The 25824-nt window shown below is 60.8% G+C and carries 20 protein-coding genes; 12 read left to right on the forward strand and 8 right to left on the reverse strand.

Annotated features, from left to right (window positions below; all coding sequences use genetic code 11):
- Nucleotides 1–32 precede the first annotated feature (32 nt).
- Complete coding sequence (locus D8U60_RS03185) at nucleotides 33–557, forward strand: DUF6586 family protein (RefSeq protein ID WP_122752134.1); 525 nt, start codon at nucleotides 33–35, stop codon at nucleotides 555–557.
- A gap of 106 nt (nucleotides 558–663) precedes the next feature.
- A complete protein-coding gene (locus D8U60_RS03190) occupies nucleotides 664–897 on the forward strand; it encodes a hypothetical protein (protein WP_003226592.1) in 234 nt (77 codons plus the stop codon).
- 96 nt (nucleotides 898–993) lie between these two features.
- On the opposite strand, the gene sulA is transcribed toward D8U60_RS03190, so the two are convergent.
- Nucleotides 994–1467, reverse strand: a complete 474-nt coding sequence (gene sulA / locus D8U60_RS03195; protein WP_041477346.1) for an SOS-induced cell division inhibitor SulA — start codon at nucleotides 1465–1467, stop codon at nucleotides 994–996.
- A 10-nt stretch (nucleotides 1468–1477) separates the two neighbouring features.
- Nucleotides 1478–2086 carry a transcriptional repressor LexA gene (gene lexA / locus D8U60_RS03200; protein ID WP_016775490.1) on the reverse strand — a complete coding sequence of 203 codons (609 nt, stop codon included), beginning with the start codon at nucleotides 2084–2086 and terminating at the stop codon, nucleotides 1478–1480.
- A 229-nt stretch (nucleotides 2087–2315) separates the two neighbouring features.
- Here lexA and D8U60_RS03205 point away from each other — a divergent pair, with 229 nt between their 5' ends.
- From D8U60_RS03205 to D8U60_RS03220, 4 genes are all read left to right on the forward strand, one after another.
- Nucleotides 2316–3023: a TetR/AcrR family transcriptional regulator gene (locus tag D8U60_RS03205; RefSeq protein WP_016775489.1), complete on the forward strand. Its 708-nt coding sequence runs from the start codon at nucleotides 2316–2318 to the stop codon at nucleotides 3021–3023.
- Between the two features lie 170 nt (nucleotides 3024–3193).
- The gene (gene nagZ / locus D8U60_RS03210; protein WP_177435435.1) at nucleotides 3194–4192 is read left to right on the forward strand and encodes a beta-N-acetylhexosaminidase; all 999 of its coding nucleotides are present in this window, start codon (nucleotides 3194–3196) and stop codon (nucleotides 4190–4192) included.
- Between the two features lie 12 nt (nucleotides 4193–4204).
- The gene (locus tag D8U60_RS03215; protein ID WP_071173058.1) at nucleotides 4205–4942 is read left to right on the forward strand and encodes an S-methyl-5'-thioinosine phosphorylase; all 738 of its coding nucleotides are present in this window, start codon (nucleotides 4205–4207) and stop codon (nucleotides 4940–4942) included.
- Nucleotides 4943–4951: 9 nt separating this feature from the next.
- Nucleotides 4952–8245 carry a DEAD/DEAH box helicase gene (locus D8U60_RS03220; protein WP_130899452.1) on the forward strand — a complete coding sequence of 1098 codons (3294 nt, stop codon included), beginning with the start codon at nucleotides 4952–4954 and terminating at the stop codon, nucleotides 8243–8245.
- 123 nt (nucleotides 8246–8368) lie between these two features.
- On the opposite strand, the gene D8U60_RS03225 is transcribed toward D8U60_RS03220, so the two are convergent.
- From D8U60_RS03225 to mfd, 3 genes are read right to left on the reverse strand one after another with little or no spacing between them, the layout of a single operon-like run.
- Complete coding sequence (locus D8U60_RS03225) at nucleotides 8369–11059, reverse strand: DEAD/DEAH box helicase (RefSeq protein ID WP_041477338.1); 2691 nt, start codon at nucleotides 11057–11059, stop codon at nucleotides 8369–8371.
- A gap of 11 nt (nucleotides 11060–11070) precedes the next feature.
- Nucleotides 11071–11637 carry a CsiV family protein gene (locus D8U60_RS03230; RefSeq protein ID WP_056791507.1) on the reverse strand — a complete coding sequence of 189 codons (567 nt, stop codon included), beginning with the start codon at nucleotides 11635–11637 and terminating at the stop codon, nucleotides 11071–11073.
- A 10-nt stretch (nucleotides 11638–11647) separates the two neighbouring features.
- A complete protein-coding gene (gene mfd / locus D8U60_RS03235; RefSeq protein WP_071173054.1) occupies nucleotides 11648–15097 on the reverse strand; it encodes a transcription-repair coupling factor in 3450 nt (1149 codons plus the stop codon).
- A gap of 354 nt (nucleotides 15098–15451) precedes the next feature.
- Between mfd and D8U60_RS03240 the strand changes: the two genes are divergently transcribed.
- Nucleotides 15452–16915 (forward strand): glyceraldehyde-3-phosphate dehydrogenase, encoded by a 1464-nt coding sequence (locus D8U60_RS03240; protein ID WP_016775482.1) that lies wholly within the window; start codon nucleotides 15452–15454, stop codon nucleotides 16913–16915.
- A 172-nt stretch (nucleotides 16916–17087) separates the two neighbouring features.
- Here D8U60_RS03240 and D8U60_RS03245 read toward each other — a convergent pair whose 3' ends face one another.
- A complete protein-coding gene (locus D8U60_RS03245) occupies nucleotides 17088–18386 on the reverse strand; it encodes an MFS transporter (protein ID WP_130899453.1) in 1299 nt (432 codons plus the stop codon).
- 75 nt (nucleotides 18387–18461) lie between these two features.
- On the opposite strand from D8U60_RS03245, the gene D8U60_RS03250 reads away from it, so the two are divergent.
- Complete coding sequence (locus D8U60_RS03250; protein ID WP_130899454.1) at nucleotides 18462–19508, forward strand: FAD:protein FMN transferase; 1047 nt, start codon at nucleotides 18462–18464, stop codon at nucleotides 19506–19508.
- A 201-nt stretch (nucleotides 19509–19709) separates the two neighbouring features.
- Nucleotides 19710–21104 (forward strand): Si-specific NAD(P)(+) transhydrogenase, encoded by a 1395-nt coding sequence (gene sthA, locus D8U60_RS03255; protein WP_039760770.1) that lies wholly within the window; start codon nucleotides 19710–19712, stop codon nucleotides 21102–21104.
- A gap of 42 nt (nucleotides 21105–21146) precedes the next feature.
- Here the strand turns inward: sthA and D8U60_RS03260 are convergent, their stop codons facing one another.
- Together D8U60_RS03260 and D8U60_RS03265 are read right to left on the reverse strand one after the other, a co-directional pair.
- On the reverse strand, nucleotides 21147–21869 hold the full coding sequence (locus D8U60_RS03260) for a glycerophosphodiester phosphodiesterase family protein (RefSeq protein WP_008087738.1): 723 nt from the start codon (nucleotides 21867–21869) through the stop codon (nucleotides 21147–21149).
- Nucleotides 21870–21883: 14 nt separating this feature from the next.
- Nucleotides 21884–22465 (reverse strand): PilZ domain-containing protein, encoded by a 582-nt coding sequence (locus tag D8U60_RS03265; protein ID WP_016775478.1) that lies wholly within the window; start codon nucleotides 22463–22465, stop codon nucleotides 21884–21886.
- A gap of 94 nt (nucleotides 22466–22559) precedes the next feature.
- Between D8U60_RS03265 and D8U60_RS03270 the strand changes: the two genes are divergently transcribed.
- From D8U60_RS03270 to D8U60_RS03280, 3 genes are all read left to right on the forward strand, one after another.
- On the forward strand, nucleotides 22560–23810 hold the full coding sequence (locus tag D8U60_RS03270; RefSeq protein ID WP_122603753.1) for a lipoprotein-releasing ABC transporter permease subunit: 1251 nt from the start codon (nucleotides 22560–22562) through the stop codon (nucleotides 23808–23810).
- Nucleotides 23811–23817: 7 nt separating this feature from the next.
- Nucleotides 23818–24501 carry a lipoprotein-releasing ABC transporter ATP-binding protein LolD gene (gene lolD, locus D8U60_RS03275; RefSeq protein ID WP_016775477.1) on the forward strand — a complete coding sequence of 228 codons (684 nt, stop codon included), beginning with the start codon at nucleotides 23818–23820 and terminating at the stop codon, nucleotides 24499–24501.
- A gap of 63 nt (nucleotides 24502–24564) precedes the next feature.
- On the forward strand, nucleotides 24565–25809 hold the full coding sequence (locus D8U60_RS03280) for a lipoprotein-releasing ABC transporter permease subunit (RefSeq protein WP_071173051.1): 1245 nt from the start codon (nucleotides 24565–24567) through the stop codon (nucleotides 25807–25809).
- Nucleotides 25810–25824: the final 15 nt, after the last annotated feature.

The following is a 25824-nucleotide window of genomic DNA, read 5'->3' on the forward strand; positions in this document are numbered from 1 at the left end:
GAAGCAATTATTTCGTTGTGGAGGCTGCCGTCATGGCCCACGAACTCTATACCCGCACCAACCAGAAGATCTATTTCGCTGGGCTGTCACTCGAAGCTCTGGCTCGTGCTGAAGAAGGGCGGGCGATGAATTCTCTGGCGCTGATCCAGGCCGGGCGTGAGTCGGCGTTGTTTCACCTCTACGGCGCACTGCTGGGCTTGTGTCATGAGATCGCTGGCTTTTATCGTCTGCCGCAGGCCAATTCGCCGAGGGCAGAGGAGTTGCTGAGGCGCGAAGTGCTGGAATCGATAGCGATCCCGGAGCTGGCGGAAATGGTCGAGCTGGCCGGTAATCCGGAAACCTGGCTGGCGAAACTGCTGGCGGCGCACGCAGCGCTGTTTCAGCCACCGAGGGCGCCACGCAAGCCGAAAGGCGACGTGACACAACCGCTGATCCAAGCGATTAATCTTGATGAAGAAGAGACGCCAGAAGAGCTCAGTCGAGATGAGCTGGAGAGCTGGCGGCAGAACCTCAAGGGCCTGGCCCTGCGTTTCCGGGAAGGCTTGAACGAGTGCTGAGGTAGTTTGGCGCAGTGGCAATCTGAAACATGCTGCTGGTCAAGATCCTGAGCGAAGCTCGAATGATGTCTATATAATCGCTGCCTTTCGTGGAGAACAGACCTATATGCCAACGTCCTTTCTAGAAATTGTCGAGTTACCAGACGGCCGAATCGAACTGCGCAGGGCTGAGGACGAAGGTTCTCTGGTGACGCTGGATTTCTCCGAGGATGCCAAAGCGTTCCTGCAGGGCCAGCACGTTGAAATCGCCAAAGCGATGTTGAGCGTTGGCGTGCAGATGGCGGGTCGTATGGTTGAAGGCGAGTTTGATAAGGAAGAGGGGCCGCGGGTTCTTCATTGATTCACGCTTTGGCCTTTGCTCGGTCGCTTGCGCTTCAGATCGGCTTCTCTGTCCTTGGAGAAGCCCTGCGCTTCACACAGCGCGCATTACCATCAATCAACCCAAACGAATGTTCAGGCTCTGCGCTTCGCCCGTACGCGCGGCGCTGATCAGTTGTTGCCGCGAATTGGCATTCAACGGGTTTAGCCATGTCACCACGGTGTGGCTGCGACCCAGTCGCAACGCTTCGCACGCCAGTTGCTGAGCGCTCTGCGTGCCACGCGGTTGCAGCAGCAGGATGCGTTCGCGGTTCAGGCCGGCATCGCGCAGCCAGGTTTGCGTCAGGCTGGCGGGTGGGGCGATTAGCGTCAGCCAGCGAGCATCCTGATCCTCGCTGAGCTCACGCAGGATCGGGGCGAGCAGGTTCAGGCAGTTCCCGGCCGCACCGCGCAGTGACAGCTCACTGAAGGCGTCAGGTTTGGCATTCCAGTCACGCTCGACCACGTCTTTGAGGATCGGCGCTATCGGCTGCGCCAGAAACGCTTCAAACAAAGGCAGTTGTGTTTGCTGAGGTGTGTGTGGGAACTGCATGGAGCCTCCTTTAGCGGCGAATGACGCCGACACTCAAGCCTTCGATCACCAGTTCCTGATCTTTCAGGTCGACTTCGATAGGAGCGAACTCGGGATTTTCAGCGATCAGCCAGACTTTGCTGCCTTCACGCTTGAAGCGTTTGACCGTCACTTCGTCGCCGATGCGGGCAACCACAACCTGACCGTTACGCGCTTCGCGAGTAGTGTGAACCGCCAGCAAGTCGCCGTCGAAGATACCGATGTCCTTCATGCTCATGCCGTGCACACGCAACAGGTAGTCGGCGCGAGGATGGAAGAAGGTCGGGTTGATGTTGCAGGATTCTTCGATGTGCTGCTGGGCGAGGATCGGCGCGCCGGCAGCCACTCGGCCAATGATCGGCAGGGTGGAATCGTCGGCCTTGGCCTCGAAGCCGGGAATACGGATGCCGCGGGAAGCGCCCGGGGTCATCTCGATCGCGCCCTTGCGGGCGAGAGCCTTGAGATGTTCTTCCGCCGCATTTGGCGATTTGAAACCCAGTTCCTGAGCGATTTCCGCACGGGTGGGCGGATAGCCGTTGTCTTCGAGGCAACGTTTAATAAAGGCCAGAATCTCGGCTTGGCGTGGCGTCAGCTTTAGCATATTGATCGCTCTGTCTTTTTATACAGTGACTGGGATTATATACAGTGAAGCGGGCTTGGCAATGGGCGTTTTTTTGCCGCCCGCCGAGCGGTCGCGCAGGGCACTTATTAATGCTGGCGCCTTGTGTGGTTAAATAGCTGACCGACCATTCCCAAAACGAACCGGCAGGCTTGACAAGGCACAGGCTGAAACGTATGTTTCAAACAAGTGTTTGTCAGGCGGAGTAGCCATGGCCCAGTCGGAAACCGTTGAACGCATTCTTGATGCTGCCGAGCAGTTGTTCGCGGAGAAAGGATTCGCTGAAACCTCATTGCGTTTGATCACCAGCAAGGCTGGCGTCAATCTGGCTGCGGTGAATTATCACTTCGGCTCGAAAAAGGCGTTGATTCAAGCTGTGTTCTCGCGCTTCCTCGGTCCGTTCTGCGTGAGCCTCGATAAAGAGCTGGAGCGCCGTCAGGCCAAGCCTGAGAACAAGCCGACCCTCGAAGAATTGCTGGAAATTCTCGTCGAGCAAGCGCTCGTCGTGCAGCCTCGCAGCGGTAATGACCTGTCGATCTTCATGCGCTTGCTCGGCCTCGCGTTCAGTCAAAGTCAGGGCCACTTGCGACGTTATCTGGAAGACATGTACGGCAAGGTGTTTCGCCGCTACATGCTGCTGGTCAATGAAGCGGCGCCACGCATTCCGCCGATCGAGCTGTTCTGGCGCGTGCACTTCATGCTTGGCGCCGCTGCGTTCAGCATGTCCGGGATCAAGGCCTTGCGCGCGATTGCCGAGACCGATTTCGGCGTCAATACTTCCATCGAACAAGTGATGCGCCTGATGGTGCCGTTCCTCGCTGCCGGCATGCGCGCCGAAACCGGCGTCACCGATACAGCCATGGCCAGCGCGCAATTGCGTCCGCGCAGCAAATCCATGCCGGTCGCCGCCAAGGTTTGACCGCGCACGGGTGGGCGCGGCAGCTGGTATCCGCTAAGCTAGCCGGCCATGCCGACTCTCGTACTGAACCCGATGTGCATGAATTCTGCTGACCGTCCGGGCAATGTCCACGGTAGCGAATGCAAGCAGATCGGGTTTTTCGTTTTCAAGGAATATCTATGACTGCTGGCCTGCAAGGCTCGTTGATGGTGGACGTCGCCGGTACCTGGCTGACGGCCGAAGATCGCCAATTGTTGCGTCAGCCCGAAGTGGGCGGCCTGATCATTTTCGCCCGCAACATCGAGCATCCACGCCAGGTACGCGAACTCAGCGCCGCGATCCGCGCGATTCGCCCGGATCTGCTGCTGGCGGTGGATCAAGAGGGCGGGCGCGTGCAGCGTCTGCGTCAGGGTTTCGTCCGTCTGCCAGCGATGCGCGCCATCGCCGATAACCCGAATGCAGAGTATCTCGCCGAGCAATGCGGCTGGATCATGGCCACCGAAGTGTTGGCGGTCGGGCTCGACCTGAGTTTCGCCCCTGTATTGGACCTGGACTATCAGCGCAGCGCTGTGGTCGGTACCCGTTCATTCGAAGGCGATCCCGAGCGCGCAGCCTTGCTCGCCGGTGCATTCATTCGCGGCATGAACAGCGCCGGCATGGCCGCCACCGGCAAACATTTCCCGGGCCACGGCTGGGCCGAAGCCGACTCCCACGTAGCGATTCCGAACGACGAGCGTAGCCTCGACGAAATCCGCGCCAATGATCTGGTGCCCTTCGCCCGTTTGAGCAAGCAGTTGGCCGCCGTCATGCCGGCCCACGTCATCTATCCGCAAGTCGACTCGCAGCCCGCCGGTTTCTCCCGACGCTGGCTGCAGGAGATCCTGCGCGGCGAGTTGCAGTTCGATGGCGTGATCTTCAGCGATGATCTGTCGATGGCCGGCGCCCACGTGGTCGGCGACGCTGCCAGCCGCATCGAAGCCGCGCTGAGTGCCGGTTGCGACATGGGTCTGGTGTGCAACGACCGCGCGGCAGCCGAGCTGGCGTTGAGTGCCGCCCAGCGTATGAAGGTCAAGCCTTCCGCGCGCATCGCGAAGATGCGCGGGCAGGCCTTCGCCAGCACCGATTATCGTCAGAACCCGCGTTGGCTCACCGCCCTCGGCGCGCTCAAAGACGCTCAACTGATCGATTAAGGATTTTTCGTTATGACCGTTTACGCAATCATCGGTGGCACTGGCCTGACTCAGCTCGAAGGCCTGAGCATTCGCCAGTCGCTGGCAGTCGACACCCCGTACGGCGCGCCTTCGGCCGAGGTGCAGATTGGTGAATACGCCGGCAAGGAAGTGCTGTTCCTCGCCCGTCACGGTCACCCGCATCGTTTCCCGCCGCACAAGGTCAACTACCGCGCCAACCTGTGGGCGTTGAAGCAGGCCGGTGCCGAAGCGATCATTGCCGTCAATGCGGTGGGCGGGATTCATCCGGCCATGGGCACCGGGCATTTCTGCGTGCCGCACCAGATCGTCGACTACACCAGTGGGCGCGAGCACACCTATTTCGCCGATGATCTGGAACACGTCACCCACATCGATTTCAGCTTTCCCTACAGCGAGCCGTTGCGTCAGCAATTGATTGCAGCAGTCGCCGCCGAAGGCTGCGAATTCAGCGATCAAGGCGTGTACGCCTGCACACAGGGACCGCGTCTGGAAACGGTCGCCGAGATCGTGCGACTGGAGCGTGACGGCTGCGACATCGTCGGCATGACCGGCATGCCGGAAGCGGCGCTGGCCCGTGAGCTGGATCTGGATTACGCCTGTCTGGCGCTGGTGGTGAATCCTGCAGCCGGCAAGACCACCGAAGTCATCACCATGGCCGAAATCGAGCAGGCTCTGCACGATGGCATGGGCAAGGTGAAATCAACGTTGGCCCGAGTGCTGGCCAGCTAAGGACTGTCCATGAGCATTTTCATCGAGCGGCTCAAAGGGCTGACATGGACCCACGCATTCAGTAGCAAGGCGTTGGCCAAGGCCCGGGCTTATGCCGCCGATGACCGGGTCGAGATCCTCGAGATCGATGACAGGAAGATCGAGGCGTTCTGCGTCGGTTCGCAACTTCAGGCGTATGAGCAAACCATTTACCTGTCAGAAGATCGGTTGGGATCGGTTAGCTTGCGATGCCTGTGCAGCTGTCCGGTTGCACTGGACTGCAAGCACAGCGCGGCGGTGATCTATCACCTGCTGGGCACGGGTGAGGATGCGTCTGACAATGATGCACAGATCCCGTTGGGGCGAGCGCTCGAGCATTGGCTTTCGACAATTCCCGTGCCGGCCAAGCCTGCTGAAGAAAGTGCGCAAACCGCAGGTACGCGTCTGTTTTACAAGCTCAAACCGACGTCTGCGAACGGCAAGTGGCTGCTGGATATTTTCAAGGTCTACCAGCTCAAGAGCGGCGAGTTACGCGAGGTCAAACCGATGTACTCGCTCGCGGAAATGCTCATGCGCCAGCCCGGCTACCTGTCCGAGCTGGATCTGCGCATCGCCCGGCTGTTGGTCGCCATGCATTCCCATCACGCCTATTACAGCGGCTATCCGCTGGAAGGCAGCAGTGGCGCCGAACTGCTGGAAATGCTCCTGCGCACCTCGCGGCTGTTCCTCGACTTCGAAGACCTGCGAGCGCTGACACCGGGGGCGAAACGCGTCGGTCAGTTCTCTTGGGCCGAGCAGGCTGACGGCGGATTCCGCGCGCAATGGAGCAGTGCCGAAGCCGCGCAGGAAACCGTGCTGGCGCTGGAGCCGCTTTATTACCTTGATCGTGAGCAGCGCCAGGTTGGCCCGCTGTTCACTGAGCTGGAAGAAAAACTCGCCTGCCATTTGACCCTGGCGCCAGACATTCCGGCGCGTCAGGCCATGCAGTTCAGCCATCGCATGAGCGCGGCGACCCAAATTGCGCCACCACACAAGCTCACCGAACGGATCATCGATGACGTGCTGCCGCAGCCGCAACTGACCCTGGTCAGCGGCCGAGAACGCTCGCGCTGGGAATATGTGCTGGAGCACCGCGCCGCTCTGCTGTTTACCTACAACGGTCATCCGGCGGTGGATCGCAACCCGGAAGTGATGATCCTCAACGGCAGCGAAACCCAGCGCATTCAGCGTCAACCGGCGCTGGAAAAGAAGCTGCGCCAGAACCTGCAAAAACATGGCTTCAAGAAAGCCACGCGCAAGAGCGCCATGGATCGTCCCGGCGAGATGTTTACCTTGCCGGATGATTCCGCCTGGCTCGGGTTCATGCACGAAGGGCTGGCCACGCTGCGCGCCGCAGATTGGAAAATCGAGATCAGTCCCGGTTTCCATTTCGATGTACAACCGGTTGAACAGTGGTACGCCGAGGTCGAAGAAGAGGCCACGCATCAGTGGTTTGATCTGCAGTTGGGTATCGTCGTCAACGGCGAACGTTACAGCTTGCTGCCGATCCTTCTGCACCTGTTGCGGACCCAGCCGCGCTTGCTCGACCCGGTCAATCTGGCGCAGCGCAGCGATGATGAAAAACTCCTGATCGAGCTCAAGCCCAGCGGTTTTGGCGAACCGGCGGGCGCCAAAGTCGCGTTGCCGCTGAGTCGGGTCAAACCGCTGATGGCGACGCTGGGCGAGTTGTACCTGGGCGGCCATCAGGGTGATGCGCTGCGCTTGACCGCTCCAGACGCCGCGCGTCTGAGTATGCTCGATGGCGTGCCGCTGGATTGGCAGGGCGGCGAACGTCTGCGCACTTTTGCCAAGCGTCTGCAGAATTCCAGCCACGCCCAGGTTGCTGCGCCGGCCGGCCTCAACGCGCAGCTGCGTCCGTATCAGCTCGAAGGCCTGAACTGGATGCAGACCCTGCGCGAGCTGGAGGTCGGCGGCATTCTGGGCGATGACATGGGCTTGGGTAAAACCCTACAGACCCTGGCGCATCTGCTCACGGAAAAACACGCCGGGCGTCTGGACTGTCCGGCACTGGCGGTGATGCCGACCAGCCTGATTCCCAACTGGCTCGACGAAGCCGAGCGCTTCACGCCGCAGTTGAAAGTCCTGGCGCTGCACGGCACCGGGCGGCAAAAGGACTTTGCCAATCTGGGCGAATACGACTTGGTGCTGACCACTTACGCATTGTTGCCCAGGGATCTGGAAATCTTGCAGCCGCAGTCGTGGAGCGTGCTGATTCTCGACGAAGCGCAGAACATCAAGAACCCGCTGAGCAAAGCCGCCCAGGCCGCGCGTGACTTGCAGGCCCGTCAGCGCTTGTGTCTGAGCGGTACGCCGCTGGAAAACCACCTCGGTGAGCTGTGGTCACAGTTCCATTTCCTCATGCCCGGCTGGCTCGGCGACAGCAAATCCTTTAACCGCGATTACCGCACACCGATCGAGAAACACGGCAATGTCCAGCGCATGCAGCACCTGACCGCGCGCATCAAGCCGTTTTTGCTGCGGCGCAAGAAGGATCAGGTCGCCACAGAGTTGCCGCCGAAAACCGAGATCATCCACTGGGTCGAACTCAGCGATGGTCAGCGCGACGTCTATGAGACGGTGCGTGTGGCGATGGACAAAAAGGTCCGCGACGAAATCGCCCGCAGCGGCGTGGCGCGCAGTCAGATCATCATCCTCGATGCGCTGCTCAAGCTGCGCCAGGTCTGCTGCGATCTGCGCCTGGTCAATATGCCGCTCACGGCGAAGGCGTTGCGCTCGGGCAGCGGCAAGCTGATCAGCCTGATGGAGATGCTCGAAGAACTGCTCGGCGAAGGTCGGCGCATTCTGCTGTTCTCGCAGTTCACCTCGATGCTGGCGCTGATCGAGCAGGAGTTGCAGCAGCGCGGTCTTGCCTACTCGTTGCTGACCGGCGACACCACCGACCGGCGCACGCCGGTGAGGGATTTCCAGGGCGGCAAGGTGCCGTTGTTCCTGATCAGCCTCAAGGCCGGGGGCACTGGTCTGAACCTGACGGCGGCGGACACGGTGATTCACTTCGATCCGTGGTGGAACCCGGCGGTGGAGAATCAGGCGACTGATCGGGCGTATCGCATCGGGCAGAACAATCCGGTGTTCGTCTACAAGTTGATTGCCAAAGGCACCGTCGAAGAGAAGATCCAGGCGTTGCAGCAGGAGAAAGCGGCGCTGGCCGGGGCGGTGCTTGAGGGTGGCACGACGGGCGGATTCAAACTGGAGCAGAGTGATATCGAGGCGCTGTTTGCGCCGTTGCCGGTTTCCAGAGGTTGAAGGGTTTGAATCGCGGTGTGGCCATTCGCGAGCAGGCTCGCTCCCACATTTGATCTTCAGTGAATCTGGATCGTGTGGGAGCGAGCCTGCTCGCGAAAAGCTATCTAACCAGCGACGCCACTTTCAACGCTTGTCGATCTTGTCCGGCAACGGCGCAAACAGCGCTTCAATATCATCGCTCTGCAACTTCCAGTCCCCGGCCTTGCGCCCATCGAGCACGCCCGCTGCCAGGTCAGACTTTTCCTTCTGCAGGTGCTGAATCTTCTCTTCCACTGTGCCCCGGGCAATCATCTTGTAGACGAACACCGGTTTCTCCTGGCCGATTCGATAGGCCCGGTCCGTCGCCTGATTCTCGGTCGCCGGGTTCCACCACGGGTCGTAGTGAATCACCGTATCGGCTTCGGTCAGGTTCAAACCGACACCGCCAGCCTTCAGGCTGATCAGAAAAATCTGACGCGTGCCGCTCTGGAATTCCTTCACCGGTGTACGCCGGTCACGGGTCTGGCCAGTAAGGAGCGCGTAAGCGATCTTGCGTTTTTTCAATTCCTCTTCGATCAATGTCAGCATCGAAGTGAATTGCGAGAACAGCAGAATCCGCCGACCTTCCTCGAACAATTCTTCAAGCATTTCCATCAGGCTGTCGAGCTTGCCCGAAGTGCTGCCGCGCGCGGGCAGGGTGGCGTCGTTGACCAGGCGCAGATCGCAGCAGACCTGGCGCAGCTTGAGCAATGCTTCGAGAATGATGATCTGGCTGCGTGCCACGCCTTTGCGAGTGATCTCGTCACGGACTTTCTTGTCCATCGCCAAGCGCATGGTCTCGTACACGTCGCGCTGCGCTTCGTTGAGTTCGACCCAATGAATGATTTCGGTTTTCGGCGGCAGCTCCGTGGCGACCTGCTCTTTGGTGCGGCGCAGCAGAAACGGTTTTATCCGACCGTTGAGGTGCTGCAGTCTGACTTCACTGCCGCGCTTTTCGATCGGCACGCGGTAATCGGCATTGAAGCTTTTCACGTCGCCAAGCCAGCCCGGTAGCAGGAAGTGGAACAGCGACCACAGCTCGCCCAAGTGGTTTTCCAGCGGCGTGCCGCTGAGGCACAGGCGCTGGCGCGCGTTCAGCTCGCGCGCGGCTTGAGCGGCTTTGCTGTTGGGGTTCTTGATGTATTGCGCTTCGTCCAGCACCAGCACGTGCAACGGCTGTTTGGCCAGGCGCTCGAGGTCCTTGGGCAATAGGGCGTAAGTGGTGAGGATCAGGTCGAAGTCGGCCAGATTGTCGAAGTGCTTTTTTCGCGTCGCGCCGTACAGTGCGAGGACTTTCAGTTGCGGGGTGAAGTGCGCCGCCTCGTCGAGCCAGTTCGGAATCAGGCTGGTCGGCATCACCACCATGCACGGACGATCGAGGCGTCCGGCGTTCTTCTCGCTGAGAATATGCGCCAAGGTCTGTAGGGTTTTGCCCAAGCCCATGTCATCCGCAAGAATCCCGCCGACCTCCAGTTGCCGCAGCGATTGCATCCAGCTCAAACCTTCGAGCTGATACGGGCGCAGCGTTGCATTCAGACCTTGCGGCGCTTCGGCCGTGAAATCGCGGATGTCGCGCAGCCGCTGGGCGAAGGTGCGCATCTGTTCGCCGCCTTCCCACAACAGCGGCAGGCCTTCCAGCGAATTGAGCCGGGTGGCGTCAGCCTTGCTCAGGCGCAGGGTGGTTTCGCCCGGCTCCTGCAAATAGAACTCGCCCAGCGTCATCAATACCGGCTTCAAGCGACCGAGCGGCAGCGCCACTTGCAACGGCCCATGCTCGCTGGTGCGTTGCGGAATGTTCACCAGAATCAGCTCGTCATCGCGACGGCGGGCGAGGCGTTCCGGGTTGAGGATCTCGGTGTGCGAGCGCATCAGATTCAGCAGGATCGGCAGCAGGCTCAGGCGCTCGCCGTTGACGATGATGCCCAGTTCCAGATCGAACCAGTCGCGCTCCGGCGCCTGTTCGACGGTGGCGTACCAGTCGTCGACGGCGGTCAGGTCGAAGCCGAATTCCTCATCGATCTGCAACTCCCAGCCCTGGCTGCGCAACTTCGGCAAGTCATTCAGGGTGAAGGTCAGCCAGGCGCTGTCGTTGACCATCTCGTAGAGTTCGCCGGCGCTTTCCGGCAGCGCTTTGCTCTGCCGGGTGGCGATGCGGAAACCGAGGATGCGTAACTGTTCGCGGTAGGACTGTTCGACGTCCGGGTGGCGTTTTATCCGCAGGGTCTGGGCTTCCTGACGGATCAGGATATCGCTGTGTTTTTGCCCGCTGACGTATTCGTCCAGATAGCTGAACGACAGCGCCGCGCGGTGCTGAATGTAGCGCTGCATCTTGCCGTTGCGCGGCTCGAAGGCGCTGAACTCGACGCTCGCCAGCCACAGGCGCGGCACCGGTTGCACGTTGTCCACCAACACTTGCGGCGGCGCTTTCGGGCTGCGGTTTTCCAGCACGGCCTGGAGCTTCTCCAGCAGCTCGGCATCTTTAGCGGCGGCGGGGTAGTCGAGGGTTTCCTGGATTTTCAGCAGCACCGCCGCGCAGTGTTTGCAGTTGCTGCGCACCGGGCAGGTGCAGGTGGCGTCGACCAGCAGCAGCGTCGCTTTGGCTGATTCGCGCAGATGGATGGTTTGCCGGTAAACACTGCCGCCGGAGCCTTCGCAACTGGCGGTGATGGTCGCATCGCCGACCTGGGCGATGCGCACTCGATTCTCCAAAGCGTAGCGGCGGCCGCGCTCCAGACTCTGTTCTTTGAATCGGCTGACCCACGACGGGGCCAGCGGTTTGCTCAGGGGCGGCGGCATAAGGACTTCGATCAGTCCGGCACGACTTCAGGCGCTTCGCGAGGCGCTGGCGCGGTCAGGGAAGTGATCTTGATCAGCAGGGCCAGGTGGCCGTTGTCGAGGTAATTGAGCTGGCCGTTCTTGGTGTGGCTGTCCTGACGCAGGCGCTCACTGGCGGTGACCAGGCCATTGGCGTCGATCTGATTGACCCAGAAATCGGCGGTCACGTCGGTGAAGCGGCCGAGTTTCATTTCCAGCGTGCCCTCGATCGGGAACTGGCCGAACTGCTCCTGACCTTCGCTCACTGCGACTTTCGCCGGCGCTTCGCCGAGGCTCTGCTGCCAGGCTTTGTGCATCAGCACGGTGTACTCGCCGCTGGCGGTGAGTTTGTTCACTACATCATTCAGCGCTGGGGTGCGCTGGCTGTCGCTGCCCAGACGCTGGGCGCCTGCGGCCCAGTCTTCCGGGGCGGCGCGGCTGACGATGGCCGGGACGGCATTCTGGCGCACCAGGATCATTTCGACCTGATACGTGTCATCGGCAAACGCCGTCGGTGCTGCAAGTGCAAGCAACAAAGTCAGAGAGCGGAACAGGCGCATCGGGCGTCCTTCAAGCGGATTTCGGGATGAGACGCTCAAACAGCGCCTCGACAGTATTGAAACGTTCTTCCGGGCGCTCCATCGGCACCTGGAATTTGAACATCGTCGCGCCTTCGAACTTGTAGCGCTTGGGCTGCGTCTGGATCAGCTTGATCAGGGTCATCGGGTCAACCGGTGTCTGCGCTTCAAACTCGATGCGCCCGCCTTGCGGCCCGCCGTCGACTTTCTTGATGCCAAGCTTTTCCGCCTGCAATTTCAAAGCGGTGATCCGCACCAGGTTCTTGGTCGGTTCCGGCAATAGGCCGAAGCGGTCGATCATCTCCACCTGCAGGTCCTTGAGGCCTTCCTCGTCGGTGGCCGAGGCGATGCGTTTATACAGAATCAACCGCGCATGCACATCCGGCAGATAATCTTCCGGAATCAGCGCCGGCACCCGCAGATTGACTTCCGGGCCGCCGCCCAGCGGTTGATCGAGGTTCGGCTGCTCGCCCTTGCGGATCGACTTCACTGCGCGCTCGAGCATTTCCATGTACAGGGTGAAACCGACGGCCTGAATCTGCCCGCTCTGACCATCGCCGAGCAGTTCGCCGGCGCCACGGATTTCCAGGTCGTTGGTGGCCAGCACGAAACCGGCGCCGAGGTCCTGGGTATTGGCGATCGCTTCCAGACGCTTTTCCGCGTCGGAAGTGATCTGCTGGCGCGGCGGTGTCAGCAGGTAGGCGTAAGCCTGGTGGTGACTGCGGCCGACACGACCACGCAACTGGTGCAGCTGGGCCAGGCCGAACTTGTCGGCGCGTTCGATGATGATGGTGTTGGCGCTCGGCACGTCGATGCCGGTCTCGATGATGGTCGAGGCGATCAGCACGTTGAAGCGCTTGTGGTAGAAGTCGCTCATCACCTGTTCGAGTTCACGTTCGCGCATCTGCCCGTGGCCGATACCGATGCGCGCTTCCGGCACCAGTTCGGCGAGGTCGGCGGCGCATTTCTCGATGGTCTTCACATCGTTGTGCAGGTAGTAAACCTGACCGCCACGCAGCAGTTCACGCAGCAGGGCCTCTTTGACCGTGCTCTTGTTCTGTTCCATGACGAAGGTGCGCACCGACAGGCGTCGCGCTGGCGGCGTGGCGATGATCGACAGATCGCGCATGCCCGACACCGCCATGTTCAGCGTGCGCGGAATCGGCGTCGCGGTCAGGGTCAGAATGTCGACTTCGCTGCGCAGGGCCTTGAGCTGTTCTTTCTGGCGTACGCCAAAACGGTGTTCTTCGTCGATGATCACCAGCCCGAGGTTTTTGATCTTCACATCATCGGACAGCAGCTTGTGCGTGCCGATGACGATGTCGATCTTGCCTTCCGCCAGATCGGCGATCGCCGCGTTGACTTCCTTGGCCGATTTGAAGCGACTCATCACTTCCACGGTCACCGGCCAGTCGGCGAAGCGGTCGCGGAAACTGTTGTAGTGCTGCTGGGCGAGCAGGGTGGTCGGTACCAGAATCGCCACCTGCCGCCCGCCGTGCACGGCGATGAACGCTGCGCGCATGGCCACTTCGGTCTTGCCGAAGCCAACGTCGCCGCAGACCAGACGATCCATCGGTTTCGGCGCGAGCATGTCTTCGCGTACCGCCTCGATGGTCGCTTGCTGATCGGGTGTTTCTTCGAACGGGAAACCGGCGCTGAAGGTGGCGTAATCGGCCTTCGGATCGGCGAAGGCATAACCTTCGCGGGCGGCGCGACGGGCATAAATGTCGAGCAATTCGGCGGCGACGTCACGCACCTGCTCGGCGGCCTTGCGCTTGGCTTTCTGCCAGGTTTCCGAACCGAGGCGGTGCAGCGGCGCGAGCGAATCGTCGCTGCCGGTGTAACGCGCGATCAGGTGCAGGTTGGCCACCGGCACGTAAAGCTTGGCGTTCTCGGCGTATTCGAGGGTGAGGAATTCGGCGGCCTGATTGTCGATTTCCAGGATCGTCAGGCCCAGGTAGCGGCCGACGCCGTGATCGATATGCACCACCGGCGCGCCTTCGCGCAGTTCGGTGAGGTTCTTGATCACCGCATCGTTGCTGACGTCGCTGCGCTTCTCGCGGCGGCGACGTTGCATGACCCGTTGGCCGAACAGCGGACTTTCCGCCACCAGCGCCAGCGCCGGGTCGTCGAGCAGCAGACCTTCGTCGAGCGGGGCGATGGTGATCGCCAGACGATCCTTGCTGGCAACGAAGTCCGGCCAGCTGTCGACGGTTTTCGGCCGCAGCTTCAGTCGTTCCAGCAGTTCCAGCAGGACTTCGCGACGACCCGCCGATTCAGCGGTGAACAGCACGCGACCGGGGAATTCTTCGAGGAAGCCGGCCAGCGCCGCCAGTGGCTGCGTGGCTTTGGCTTCGATGGCCAGATCCGGCAGCGCGTGCGCCGGGAAGCGTTCACGGCCGACGCCGGTTTCGACGTCCTGCTGACTGGCGACGACTCGCGGCCAATTCTTCAGGCGCGCGAAGCAATCTTCTACCGGCAGGAACAATTCGGCCGGTGGCAATAAAGGACGCGAAGGATCGATGCGGCGTTCTTCGTAACGATTGCGCACGTCGTTCCAGAAGTTTTCCGCCGCCTGCTCGATGCCCGGCAGCGAGAACACCTGAGTGTCCTGGGGCAGGTAGTCGAACAACGTCGAGGTTTCGTCGAAGAACAGCGGCAGGTAGTACTCGATACCGGCCGGGGTGATACCGCTGCTCAAATCCTGAAAGATCGGGCAGCGGCGAAAATCGACGTCAAAGCGCTCACGGAAACGCGCCTTGAAGCGGGTGACTGCATCTTTCTGCAACGGAAACTCGCGGGCCGGCAGCAGCTTGACCGACTCGACCTTGTCGATCGAACGCTGGGTTTCCGGATCGAAGGTGCGCAGGGTTTCGATTTCGTCGTCGAACAGATCGATGCGATAGGGCAGTTTGCTTCCCATCGGGAACAGGTCGATCAGCGCGCCGCGTACGGTGAACTCGCCGTGCTCGTACACCGTGTCGACATAGCGATAGCCGCTGGCTTCGAGCCGCGCGCGCATCTGTTCGACGTCGAGCTTCTGGCCGATGTCCAGCACCAGGCTGCTGCCGAGGAGGAATTTGGTCGGCGCCAAGCGATGCAAAGCGGTAGTGATCGGAACCACCAGCACGCCGTGGGCCAGTTCCGGCAAGCGATACAGGCTGGCGATGCGCTGGGAGATGATGTCCTGGTGCGGCGAGAACAGGTCGTAGGGCAGGGTTTCCCAGTCGGGGAAATGCAGTACGGGCAAATCCGGGGCGAAGAAACTCAGCTCCTGTTCCAGCCGTTCGGCGCTTTGGCTGTCGGCGGTCAGCAGCAGGGTAAAGCGCTTGGCAGCGCTGGCAGCCTCGGCAATCGCCAGGCTGAGGGCGGCACCGGGCAGATTGCCCCAGTGCTGTTTACCTGCTTCGGCAGGGAGTAACGGTAGACGCAGAACAGGCACGGAAGGTTGAGCTCCAGGCGTTGCGACAAAGTCGGTAATTGTAGCGGCCTCCGGTGCCGCCTGTCAGTTGCAGACTGCGTCTATCTTCATGGTTTGGACGAAATGTAGTGGTAACCATAAAAACGAGCACTTTTTTCATGGTTATGTAGTGCCGAAACCGGGTGGTGTTACGGAGGGTTACAGACATCGTCTAACAGTCGTCGAAAAATTGACTGCGCTGAAAGCCCCGGTTTTATTGGGCTGGAGAAAGGCGTAAATTTTTTGAACGGGAATTTGTTACCGATTGCGCGACAAGCGCGCATTGCTGAAAGGGCTGGTCGGCGGCATAATGTAGCCCCTTTTTTCTGCCCCTACATGTGGAAGGTTACCGTGACTCAGAAGCCCGACCAGTGTCTTGGTGAATGGATCGACCGTGAAGCACTCGCAGAAGCGATGATCCCGCTTATCGGTCAGCTCTACCGCAATAACAACGTGGTTAGCTCGATCTATGGCCGCAGCCTGATCAACCAGTCTGTCATCGCGATTCTCAAAGCTCACCGCTTTGCTCGCCACCGTTCTTCGGACGACAGCGAACTCTCCGTCCACGAAACATTCCCACTGCTCAAGGCCATGAGCGAGCTCAAGCTCGGCGCGGCGTCGGTGGATCTGGGCAAGCTGGCGTTCAAATTCCGCAATGAAGGCAACGGCCGCAGCGCCGAGCAGTTCGTGCGTGAAGAGATGGCTGACGTGGTTGGCCAGCAGAACGCCTCGGCCCGCAAAGGCACCGACGTTGTTCTTTACGGCTTCGGTCGTATCGGCCGTCTGCTGGCGCGCATCCTGATCGAGAAAACCGGTGGTGGCGACGGCCTGCGTCTGCGCGCCATCGTCGTGCGCAAAGGCGCCGAGAACGACCTGACCAAACGCGCCAGCCTGCTGCGTCGCGATTCGGTACACGGTTCGTTCAACGGCACCATTACCATCGACGAAGAAAACAACACCATCACCGCCAACGGTAACCTGATCCAGGTGATCTACGCTAAGAACCCGACCGAGGTGGATTACACCCAGTACGGCATCAAAGACGCGCTGCTGGTGGACAACACCGGTGTATGGCGTGACGCCGATGGCCTGGGTCAGCACCTGGCCTGCCCGGGCATCGACCGCGTTGTTCTGACCGCGCCTGGCAAGGGCAAGCTGAAGAACATCGTTCACGGCATCAACCACGGTGAAATCACCGCTGACGACAAGATCGTCTCGGCTGCGTCCTGCACCACCAACGCCATCGTGCCGGTGCTCAAAGCGGTCAACGACAAGTTCGGCATCATCAACGGTCACGTCGAAACGGTTCACTCGTACACCAACGACCAGAACCTGATCGACAACTTCCACAAGGGCGATCGCCGTGGCCGCAGCGCCGCACTGAACATGGTGATCACCGAGACCGGCGCCGCCACCGCTGCTGCCAAGGCTCTGCCTGAGCTGGCCGGCAAGCTGACCGGTAACGCGATCCGCGTTCCGACGCCGAACGTGTCGATGGCCATTCTCAACCTCAACCTTGAGAAAGCCGCCACCCGTGAAGAGATGAACGAGTACCTGCGCTACATGGCGCTGCACTCCGAGCTGCACAAGCAGATCGACTTCGTCAATTCGCAGGAAGTGGTGTCGACCGACTTCGTCGGCTCGCGTCACGCCGGTGTGGTCGATGCTGAAGCGACCATCGTGCAGGACAACCGCGTCGTTCTGTACGTCTGGTACGACAACGAGTTCGGCTACAGCTGCCAGGTGGTTCGCGTAATGGAAGACATGGCTGATGTGAATCCGCCAGCGTTCCCGCGCTAAGCCTCAGGCTTGAATGAAAACGCCCCGGCATTTTGTCGGGGCGTTTTTGTTTATGGGCCTGTTGGATCTTCGGTGTCCTTGCCGGCCTCTTCGCGAGCAGGCTCGCTCCCACACTGGATCAGTGTCGTTCACAATCTTCTGTGGGAGCGAGCCTGCTCGCGAAAGCATTCTGTCAGGCGCAGCTGGCTACCGAAGCCTGCGCCGTGCGCAACTCATGCCGGTTGCCACGGAACAATACCAACGTCGCAATCAACCCCAACACCGCCGCGCCGCTGAGCCAGATCCCCGGTGCTGCCTTGTTGTCCAGCACATGAATCAGATAGGTACACGCCGCCGGGGTAAAGCCGCCGAACGTCGCCGTCGCCAGGCTGTACGCCAGCGAGAAACCGGTCGTGCGCACTTCCACCGGCATGATCTCGGTCAGTGCCACCACCATTGCGCCGTTGTACGAGCCATAAAGGAACGACAGCCACAGTTCGACAATCAGCAAATGGCTGAAGCTCGGGTTCGCCACTAGCCACGACAGCGCCGGATACGCCGTGAGGATCGCCAGAATCGTCGCCGCCAGCAGTAGGGGTTTTCGGCCGATCCTGTCGGACAGCGCGCCCATCACCAGTAGCCAGAAGAAGTTCGACAAGCCGATGCACACCGTCACCAGCAAGGCGTCGAGGTCCGACAGATGCAGCTCGGCCTTGCCGAACGTCGGCGTGTACGCAGTGATCAGGTAGAACGACACCGTGGTCATCACCACCAGCGCCATGCCGGCAATGACGACGCCGAAGTTCTGGCCGATCGAGCGGACGATTTCGCCGAGGGTAGGGCGGTGGGTGCGCGCCTGGAATTCCGGAGTTTCTTCCAGCGAGCGACGGATGAAGAAAATCACCGGCACGATCATGCAGCCGATCAGGAACGGCACACGCCAGCCCCATTCGCCCATTTGCTCCGGACTCAGCCAGTGGTTGAGGCCAACGCCGAGCAGGCCGGCGAACACCACGGCTGCCTGTTGGCTGGCCGACTGCCAACTGACGAAGAAGCCTTTGCGCCCCGGCGTTGAAATTTCCGCCAGATACACCGACACACCGCCCAGTTCCACGCCCGCTGAGAAGCCTTGCAGCAGGCGGCCGAACAACACCAGTAGCGGTGCGGCGACGCCGAGCGTCGCGTAACCGGGCACGCAGGCAATCAGCACCGTACCGGCGGCCATCATCGCCAAGGTGATGATCAGTCCTTTGCGCCGTCCGTGTCGGTCGATATAGGCGCCGAGGAAAATGGCCCCGAGCGGGCGCATCAGGAAGCCGGCGCCGAAGGTCGCCAGCGACAGCATCAGCGAAGCGAAGGCGCTGTCGGTGGGGAAGAAGGTTTTGGCGATGGCCGTGGCATAGAAGCCGTAGACCATGAAGTCGAACATTTCGAGGAAGTTGCCGCTGACAACGCGAAAGATCGCTTTGCCTTTGCCCGTGGTGGAGGACATGGGAGGTACTCACTGTTCAATTTTGTATAAAGGCGTTGCAGCCATGGGGAAGCGAGCGGGCGCTTGTAGTTCATAATGGCCGCCGTGGTTTTGCGGGGAGATGAAGAATTGTTAACTGGACGCTGGTGGGGGCCTGTGGTGTTGGCGGTGGCAATCGGCGGCTGCGGCAGCGGCGATTCCCTGGAACAGGTTGGCGGTTCGACCATGGGCAGCACCTGGTCGGTCAAATACGTACGCCACGCCGGGGTCGCCGATCCTTCAATGGTGCGCGGCGAAGTGCAGGCCATCCTCGGTGAAGTCGATCAACAGCTGTCGACTTACCGAAGTGACTCCGCCATCGAACGTTTCAACGCCTTGCCCGCCGATAGCTGCCAAGCCATGCCGGCAGCGGTGCTCGAATTGGTCCGCATCGGCGAACAGCTTTCAACGCAAAGCGAAGGCTCCTACGACCTGACCGTGGAACCGCTGCTGGACCTCTGGGGATTCGGCCCGCAAGGACGCGAGGAAAAGATCCCTGATGCGGCCGCTGTGGCCGAGGTCATGCAGCGGGTCGGCCATCAGCATCTGCGCATCGACGGCGAACGGTTGTGCAAGGACGCCGCCGTCGAAGTCGACTTCAACAGTATTGCCGCCGGTTACGCAGTGGATGCCATCGCCGCCAGATTGCAGGGCATGGGCATCGACAATTATCTGGTCGAAGCCACGGGCGAACTCAAAGCCCGCGGCAAGAAACCGGATGGTTCAGCGTGGCGCATCGCTCTCGAAGAGCCTCGCGATGACCAGCAAGTGGCCGAGCGGATTATCGATGTCGATGGCTACGGTGTGTCCACCTCCGGTGACTACCGCCATTATTTTCTGCAGGACGGTCGGCGTTATTCCCACACCTTCGATGCACGCAGCGGGCGACCGGTCCTACACGACCTGGCGTCAGTCACGGTGATTCATCCTTCAGCGTTGATGGCCGATGGACTATCGACGCTGTTGCTGATTCTCGGGCCGGAAAGGGCGCGGGACTATGCCCAAAAACATGCCATTGCTGCATTCTTTGTCTTGCGTGCCGATACAGGTTTCGTCACCCGCAGCAGTCAGGCATTTGCGCAGCTTGTCGGTGAAAAAAACTGACCGAAGACAAGACGAAAGCTGGCGTTGTAGTGCAGGCAAAAGTAGCCTACGACGCGACCAAGGGTTAATGTGCGCGGCGTTGACGCTTCTATAGACTGTGTCCGGGTTCTTCACTGGCCCCCAATTGTTCCTTCGCGCCGCCGTTCGGCGTGATTTAGCCGCCGGTGCTGCTGGCACCGCGGCCTGTTCTGAGGAGTACGCATGGCTGTCTACAACTACGACGTGGTGGTACTGGGTTCCGGCCCGGCGGGAGAAGGCGCGGCAATGAACGCCGCCAAAGCGGGGCGCAAGGTCGCGATGGTCGACAGCCGTCGTCAGGTCGGCGGCAACTGCACCCACCTCGGCACCATCCCGTCCAAGGCACTGCGTCACTCGGTGCGGCAGATCATGCAGTTCAACACCAACCCGATGTTCCGCGCGATCGGCGAGCCACGCTGGTTCTCCTTCCCGGACGTGTTGAAAAGCGCCGAAAAAGTCATTTCCAAACAAGTCGCATCGCGCACCGGCTACTACGCCCGTAACCGCGTCGACGTGTTCTTCGGTACCGGCAGCTTCGCCGACGAGCAAACCATCGAAGTGGTCTGCGGCAACGGCGTGGTCGAGAAGCTGGTGGCCAAGCACATCATCATCGCCACCGGTTCGCGCCCGTATCGCCCGGCGGACATCGATTTCCACCACCCGCGCATCTACGATAGCGACACCATCCTCAGCCTCGGTCACACCCCGCGCAAACTGATCGTTTACGGCGCTGGTGTGATCGGCTGCGAATACGCATCGATCTTCAGTGGTCTGGGTGTGCTGGTCGAACTGGTCGACAACCGTGGCCAGTTGCTGAGCTTCCTCGACTCGGAAATTTCCCAGGCGCTGAGCTACCACTTCAGCAACAACAACATCACCGTGCGTCACAACGAAGAGTACGACCGCGTCGAAGGCGTGGACAACGGCGTAATCCTGCATCTTAAATCCGGCAAGAAGATCAAGGCCGACGCCTTGCTCTGGTGCAACGGCCGTACCGGCAACACCGACACGCTGGGTCTGGAAAACATCGGGGTCAAGGTCAACAGCCGTGGCCAGATCGAAGTCGACCAGAACTACCGCACCTGCATAGAGAACATCTACGGCGCCGGTGACGTGATCGGCTGGCCAAGCCTGGCCAGTGCCGCCCACGACCAGGGTCGTTCGGCCGCTGGCAGCATCGTCGACAACGGCAGCTGGCGCTTCGTCAATGACGTGCCGACCGGCATCTACACCATTCCGGAGATCAGCTCGATCGGCAAGAACGAGCAGGAATTGACCCAGGCGAAAGTGCCGTACGAAGTCGGCAAGGCCTTCTTCAAGAGCATGGCGCGGGCGCAGATTGCCGGCGAGCCGCAGGGCATGCTGAAGATCCTCTTCCACCGCGAAACGCTGGAAGTGCTCGGCGTGCACTGCTTCGGTTATCAGGCGTCGGAGATCGTGCACATCGGTCAGGCGATCATGAACCAGCCGGGCGAGCTGAACACCCTGAAGTATTTCGTCAACACCACGTTCAACTACCCGACCATGGCCGAAGCCTATCGGGTAGCGGCGTACGACGGCCTCAACCGGCTTTTTTGACGGGCTCCGGCCGGTGGCCTGAGCCGGCCGGGGAGACCGATTTCAGCAATTCTCAAGGGTGGCAGTGGCCAAACCGGGAAAGTCTGTAATCAGGCTGTCAACGCCGAAGTCGGCGAGTCTGCGCATCAGTGCAGGCTCGTTGACGGTCCACACCGACACATGCAGGCCCTGACGCTGCGCCTTCTGCAGGCGTTCCGGCGTACACAGCGTCCAGTTCAAGGCGAGAATCTCGCAGCCGTAGCTGGCCGCCACCTTCAACGGATCGAGCCAGGCATATTCGGCCACCAGGCCACGGGATACGTCCGGTACCAGATCCAGCGCTGCCTTCAAGACTTCCCGCGAACTCGAGGTGATCGTCACCTTGTCGAGCAGGCCGTGGCGCTGAGCCATTTCCCGAATCGCCAGCACGGTAGTCGCCGCGCGGGTGCGTGAAGCGCTTTTGACTTCCAGCTGCCAGTGCTCGAAATCACATTGCTCGAACAGCTCTTCCAGCGTCGGAATCGGGCACGGCTTGATCCAGCCCGGGCCGCCCTTGCGCGCGTCGTAGGTGACCAGTTCGGCAGCGGTGTGCTCGACGACTTTGCCGCGACGGTCGGTGGTGCGCTTGAGGGTCGGGTCATGGATGACCATCAGCTCGCCGTCCTTGGACAGGTGCAGATCCAGTTCGCAGCGGCGCACGCCGTGCTTGAGGCATTCCTGAAAGCTGCTCAGGGTGTTTTCCGGTGCTTCGCCCTTGGCGCCGCGGTGGCCGTAGATGAGGGTCACGGTGCTTCCTTAAGTTAAATGCCAGATTCGTTCTGTTCGCGGGCCAGACGGCGTTCCTGAGCCTGCTTCTGCAAGATGTAGCGCGCGAGCAATTGGCGCTGGGCATCGGTCGGGCGCTCGAACTCGGTGCCGACGTCATAGCCATCGCCCTTGGGATCGCAATGGGTGACCCGGGCACGCAGCAGCAGGCCAAGCGCCTGCGGCATCAGTACCAGTTTCACCGACAGGTGTGCGCCGGTGGCAATCGGGGTCGGGTACTGAAAGTCGATCCCGCCCTCGGAGATGATCACCGGCTGCGGCTCGCCGATGTGGCCGAGCACGGTCAGGGCGATGACCTGGCTGAGCAGGTCGATGCGTTTGTTCTGCGATTTGAGGAACGCGGCGATGGCGCGGTCGCGCTCGCTGATCTGCCGCAACAGGTGCTGCGACTCGAATTCGCTCAGGTGCAGTTCGCTGAGCAGGTTGAAGAGTGGGGAAGCATCCTGCAACACTTCCTGGCCTGCGGCTTCGGGAGCGGACAGGGGCCGAATTTCCAGTGCGATCGTGTCCTCGATACGGTAGTATTCGCGGCGATCTTCTTCATCTAATGTCGACATGGCGAACCCATGGTAGCGGCGGTGGTCTGAGTGTAAAGCTGGTTTTCGACCCCCGCCACAAGGACGTTCCTTTTCCCTCCGAACAAGCCCCGACATGTTCAGACCTCTCTTCGTATTTATCGGCACGCGTTATACCCGTGCAAAGCGTCGCAATCATTTTGTGTCATTCATTTCCCTGACTTCGATGATCGGGCTCGCCCTTGGCGTGGTCGTGATGATCGTCGTGCTGTCGGTGATGAACGGCTTCGATCATGAGATGCGCACCCGCGTGCTGGGCATGGTGCCCCACGCCACTCTCGAGACCGGCGAGCCGATCAATGACTGGCAGAGCCTGGCCGACAGGGTCAAGCAGAACCGGCAGGTGACGGCGGTGGCGCCGTTCACCCAGATGCAGGGCCTGCTGACCAACAACGGTCAGGTTTCCAAGGTGTTGCTCAATGCCATTGATCCTGCGCTCGAGCGCAATGTGTCGATCATCGACAACTTCATGAAGCAGGGCAAACTCGACGACCTGACTCCCGGCAGCTTCGGCATCGTCATCGGCGACAAGGCGGCGACCAAGCTCGGCGTCGGCATCGGTGACAAGGTCACCTTCGTCGCGCCGGAGGTCAGCGTGACCCCGGCCGGGATGTTCCCCCGCATGAAGCGCTTCACCGTGGTCGGCATTTTCCATGTCGGCGCCGGTGAGCTCGACGGCTACCTCGGCGTGACCAATCTGCAGGATCTGGCGAAAATGCACCGCTGGAAAGCCGATCAGGTGCAGGGCCTGCGACTGAAGTTCGACGACCTGTTCCAGGCCCCGCGCGAGGCGTGGAACATTGCCCAGCAGCTCGGCGAAGATCGTTACTACGCCCGCGACTGGACCCGTACCCACGGCAACCTGTATCAAGCGATCCGCATGGAAAAAGCCATGATCGGGCTGCTGTTGCTGCTGATCGTCGCCGTCGCCGCGTTCAACATCATTTCCACGCTGGTGATGGTGGTGAACGACAAGAAGGGCGACATCGCCATTCTGCGCACCCTCGGCGCCACTCCGGGCACGATCATGCGCACGTTCATGGTTCAGGGCACGGTGATCGGCGTGGTCGGCACGGCCATCGGCGCGGTGGTCGGGATCCTCGCGGCACTGAATGTCAGTGCGGCCATTTCGGCGCTTGAAGGGCTGATCGGCCACAAGTTCCTTAATGCTGACGTGTATTTCATTGATTATCTTCCTTCGCAGGTCCAGAGCCAGGACGTCGTCATGGTCTGCGCCGCTGCGTTGGTCCTGAGTTTCCTCGCCACCCTGTATCCCGCCTGGCGTGCCGCGCGCACCCAGCCGGCGGAGGCGTTACGTTATGAGTGAGTCGGGCATGAGTGAACAAGCAATTCTGAGCTGCCGTAACCTGGGCAAATCCTACGAGGAGGGCCCGGAGTCGGTACAAGTGCTGGCCGGCCTGCAACTGGAGCTGCACCCGGGCGAGCGTGTAGCGATCGTCGGTAAATCCGGTTCCGGCAAGAGTACTTTGCTCAACCTGCTCGGCGGTCTCGATACGCCAAGCAAGGGCAGCGTCTGGCTCGACGGTGAAGAACTGTCTGCGTTGAGCGAGAAAAAGCGTGGCCTGCTGCGCAATCGCGCGCTTGGTTTCGTTTACCAGTTTCACCATTTGCTGCCGGAATTCACCGCGCTGGAAAACGTCTGCATGCCGCTGTTGATCGGCAAGACCGCCATCCCGGAGGCGCGCCAGCGTGCCACGGCATTGCTGGAGCGTGTCGGTCTGGGCCATCGTCTGGAACACAAACCGGCGGAACTGTCCGGCGGCGAGCGTCAGCGCGTGGCCATCGCCCGTGCCCTGGTCAACAACCCGGGGCTGGTGATGCTCGATGAGCCAACCGGCAACCTCGACCTGCACACCGCCGAAGGCATTCAGGATCTGATGCTGGAGCTGAGCACGTCGATGCGCACGGCATTCCTGGTGGTGACGCACGACATGAACCTGGCTCGCCAGATGGACCGCGTCCTGCAATTGCAGGAAGGTTGCCTGACCCCCATCTGACTGGCTGAAACCCGGCGCCCGTAACGGCGCCGGGTCTTTTATTTCTATACGGTGCCCCAGCGAATGTTCAGACCGTTATCGATCTTTATCGGCACGCGCTATACCCGCGCCAAGCGCCGCAATCGCTTTGTTTCGTTCATTTCGATGACCTCGATGATCGGCCTCGCCCTCGGCGTGCTGGCGATGATCGTGGTGCTGTCGGTGATGAATGGCTTTCAGCGCGAAATGAGCTCGCGCATCCTCGGCATGGTGCCCCATGCGACCATCGTTGGCGTCAAGCCGATCGATGACTGGCAGCCGGTGGCCGCCGCCGCGATGAAAAATCCCGAAGTGACGGCCGCCGTGCCGTTCACCGAGATGGAAGGCATGCTGTCCTACAAGGGTTCGATGCAGCCGATTCAGATCAGCGGCGTTGATCCGGCCCAGGAAGGCAAGGTGTCGATCGTTGCCCAGCACATCGTCCAGGGCCGTCTCGATGCCTTGAAGCCGGGCGAATTCGGTGTGGTGATCGGTGAAATCACCGCGCGGCGTTTCCGCCTCAATGTCGGCGACAAGATCACCTTGATCGTTCCGGAAGTCAGTACCGCCCCGGGCGGTATCACCCCGCGCATGCAGCGCCTGAATGTGGTTGGCGTGTTCAAGGTCGGCGCCGAGCTGGACGGCTCGATGGGCCTGATTCACGTCGCCGACGCCGCGACCATGCAGCACTGGCAACCGAATCAGGTGCAGAGCGTGCGGCTGGCAGTCAAGGATCTGTACGCCGCGCCGAAGGTGTCTGCGGACATTGCCAGTGGCCTCGGCGCTGACTTCAAGGCAGACGACTGGACTCACACCCAGGGCAGCCTGTTCAGCGCGATGAAGATGGAAAAAACCATGATCGGCCTGCTGTTGCTGATGATCGTCGCGGTGGCGGCGTTCAACATCATTGCGACGCTGATCATGGTGGTGAACGACAAGGGCGCCGACATCGCCATCCTGCGCACGATCGGCGCCACGCCCCGGCAGATCATGGCGATCTTCATGGTGCAGGGCACGGTGATCGGCATTGTCGGCACCATCATTGGCGGCGTGCTGGGCGTGATTGCGGCGCTCAATGTCAGCGAACTGGTCGGCTGGGTCGAGCGTGTGACCGGCCAGCATATCTTCAGTTCGGACGTGTATTTCGTCAGCAACCTGCCTTCGGAACTGCAGGGTGGGGATGTGCTGTTGATCTGCTCGGCGGGATTCATTTTGAGCTTCCTGGCCACGGTGTATCCAGCGTGGCGGGCGGCGAAGATCGAACCGGCGCATGCCTTGAGATATTCGTAAGCGAGTCCATGCTCG

The organism is Pseudomonas sp. Sample_11, assembly GCF_004307505.1.
Classification (GTDB): Bacteria; Pseudomonadota; Gammaproteobacteria; order Pseudomonadales; family Pseudomonadaceae; genus Aquipseudomonas; species Aquipseudomonas atacamensis.

What these genes read in the sequence shown, in the direction of transcription:
- D8U60_RS03185 (WP_122752134.1), top strand. Translation starts at nt 33, where the DNA reads ATGGCCCACGAACTCTATACCCGCACCAACCAGAAGATCTATTTCGCT.
- D8U60_RS03190 (WP_003226592.1), top strand. Translation starts at nt 664, where the DNA reads ATGCCAACGTCCTTTCTAGAAATTGTCGAGTTACCAGACGGCCGAATC.
- sulA (WP_041477346.1), bottom strand. Translation starts at nt 1,467, where the DNA reads ATGCAGTTCCCACACACACCTCAGCAAACACAACTGCCTTTGTTTGAA.
- lexA (WP_016775490.1), bottom strand. Translation starts at nt 2,086, where the DNA reads ATGCTAAAGCTGACGCCACGCCAAGCCGAGATTCTGGCCTTTATTAAA.
- D8U60_RS03205 (WP_016775489.1), top strand. Translation starts at nt 2,316, where the DNA reads ATGGCCCAGTCGGAAACCGTTGAACGCATTCTTGATGCTGCCGAGCAG.
- D8U60_RS03215 (WP_071173058.1), top strand. Translation starts at nt 4,205, where the DNA reads ATGACCGTTTACGCAATCATCGGTGGCACTGGCCTGACTCAGCTCGAA.
- D8U60_RS03220 (WP_130899452.1), top strand. Translation starts at nt 4,952, where the DNA reads ATGAGCATTTTCATCGAGCGGCTCAAAGGGCTGACATGGACCCACGCA.
- D8U60_RS03225 (WP_041477338.1), bottom strand. Translation starts at nt 11,059, where the DNA reads ATGCCGCCGCCCCTGAGCAAACCGCTGGCCCCGTCGTGGGTCAGCCGA.
- D8U60_RS03230 (WP_056791507.1), bottom strand. Translation starts at nt 11,637, where the DNA reads ATGCGCCTGTTCCGCTCTCTGACTTTGTTGCTTGCACTTGCAGCACCG.
- D8U60_RS03240 (WP_016775482.1), top strand. Translation starts at nt 15,452, where the DNA reads ATGTGGAAGGTTACCGTGACTCAGAAGCCCGACCAGTGTCTTGGTGAA.
- D8U60_RS03245 (WP_130899453.1), bottom strand. Translation starts at nt 18,386, where the DNA reads ATGTCCTCCACCACGGGCAAAGGCAAAGCGATCTTTCGCGTTGTCAGC.
- D8U60_RS03250 (WP_130899454.1), top strand. Translation starts at nt 18,462, where the DNA reads ATGGCCGCCGTGGTTTTGCGGGGAGATGAAGAATTGTTAACTGGACGC.
- sthA (WP_039760770.1), top strand. Translation starts at nt 19,710, where the DNA reads ATGGCTGTCTACAACTACGACGTGGTGGTACTGGGTTCCGGCCCGGCG.
- D8U60_RS03265 (WP_016775478.1), bottom strand. Translation starts at nt 22,465, where the DNA reads ATGTCGACATTAGATGAAGAAGATCGCCGCGAATACTACCGTATCGAG.
- D8U60_RS03270 (WP_122603753.1), top strand. Translation starts at nt 22,560, where the DNA reads ATGTTCAGACCTCTCTTCGTATTTATCGGCACGCGTTATACCCGTGCA.
- lolD (WP_016775477.1), top strand. Translation starts at nt 23,818, where the DNA reads ATGAGTGAACAAGCAATTCTGAGCTGCCGTAACCTGGGCAAATCCTAC.
- D8U60_RS03280 (WP_071173051.1), top strand. Translation starts at nt 24,565, where the DNA reads ATGTTCAGACCGTTATCGATCTTTATCGGCACGCGCTATACCCGCGCC.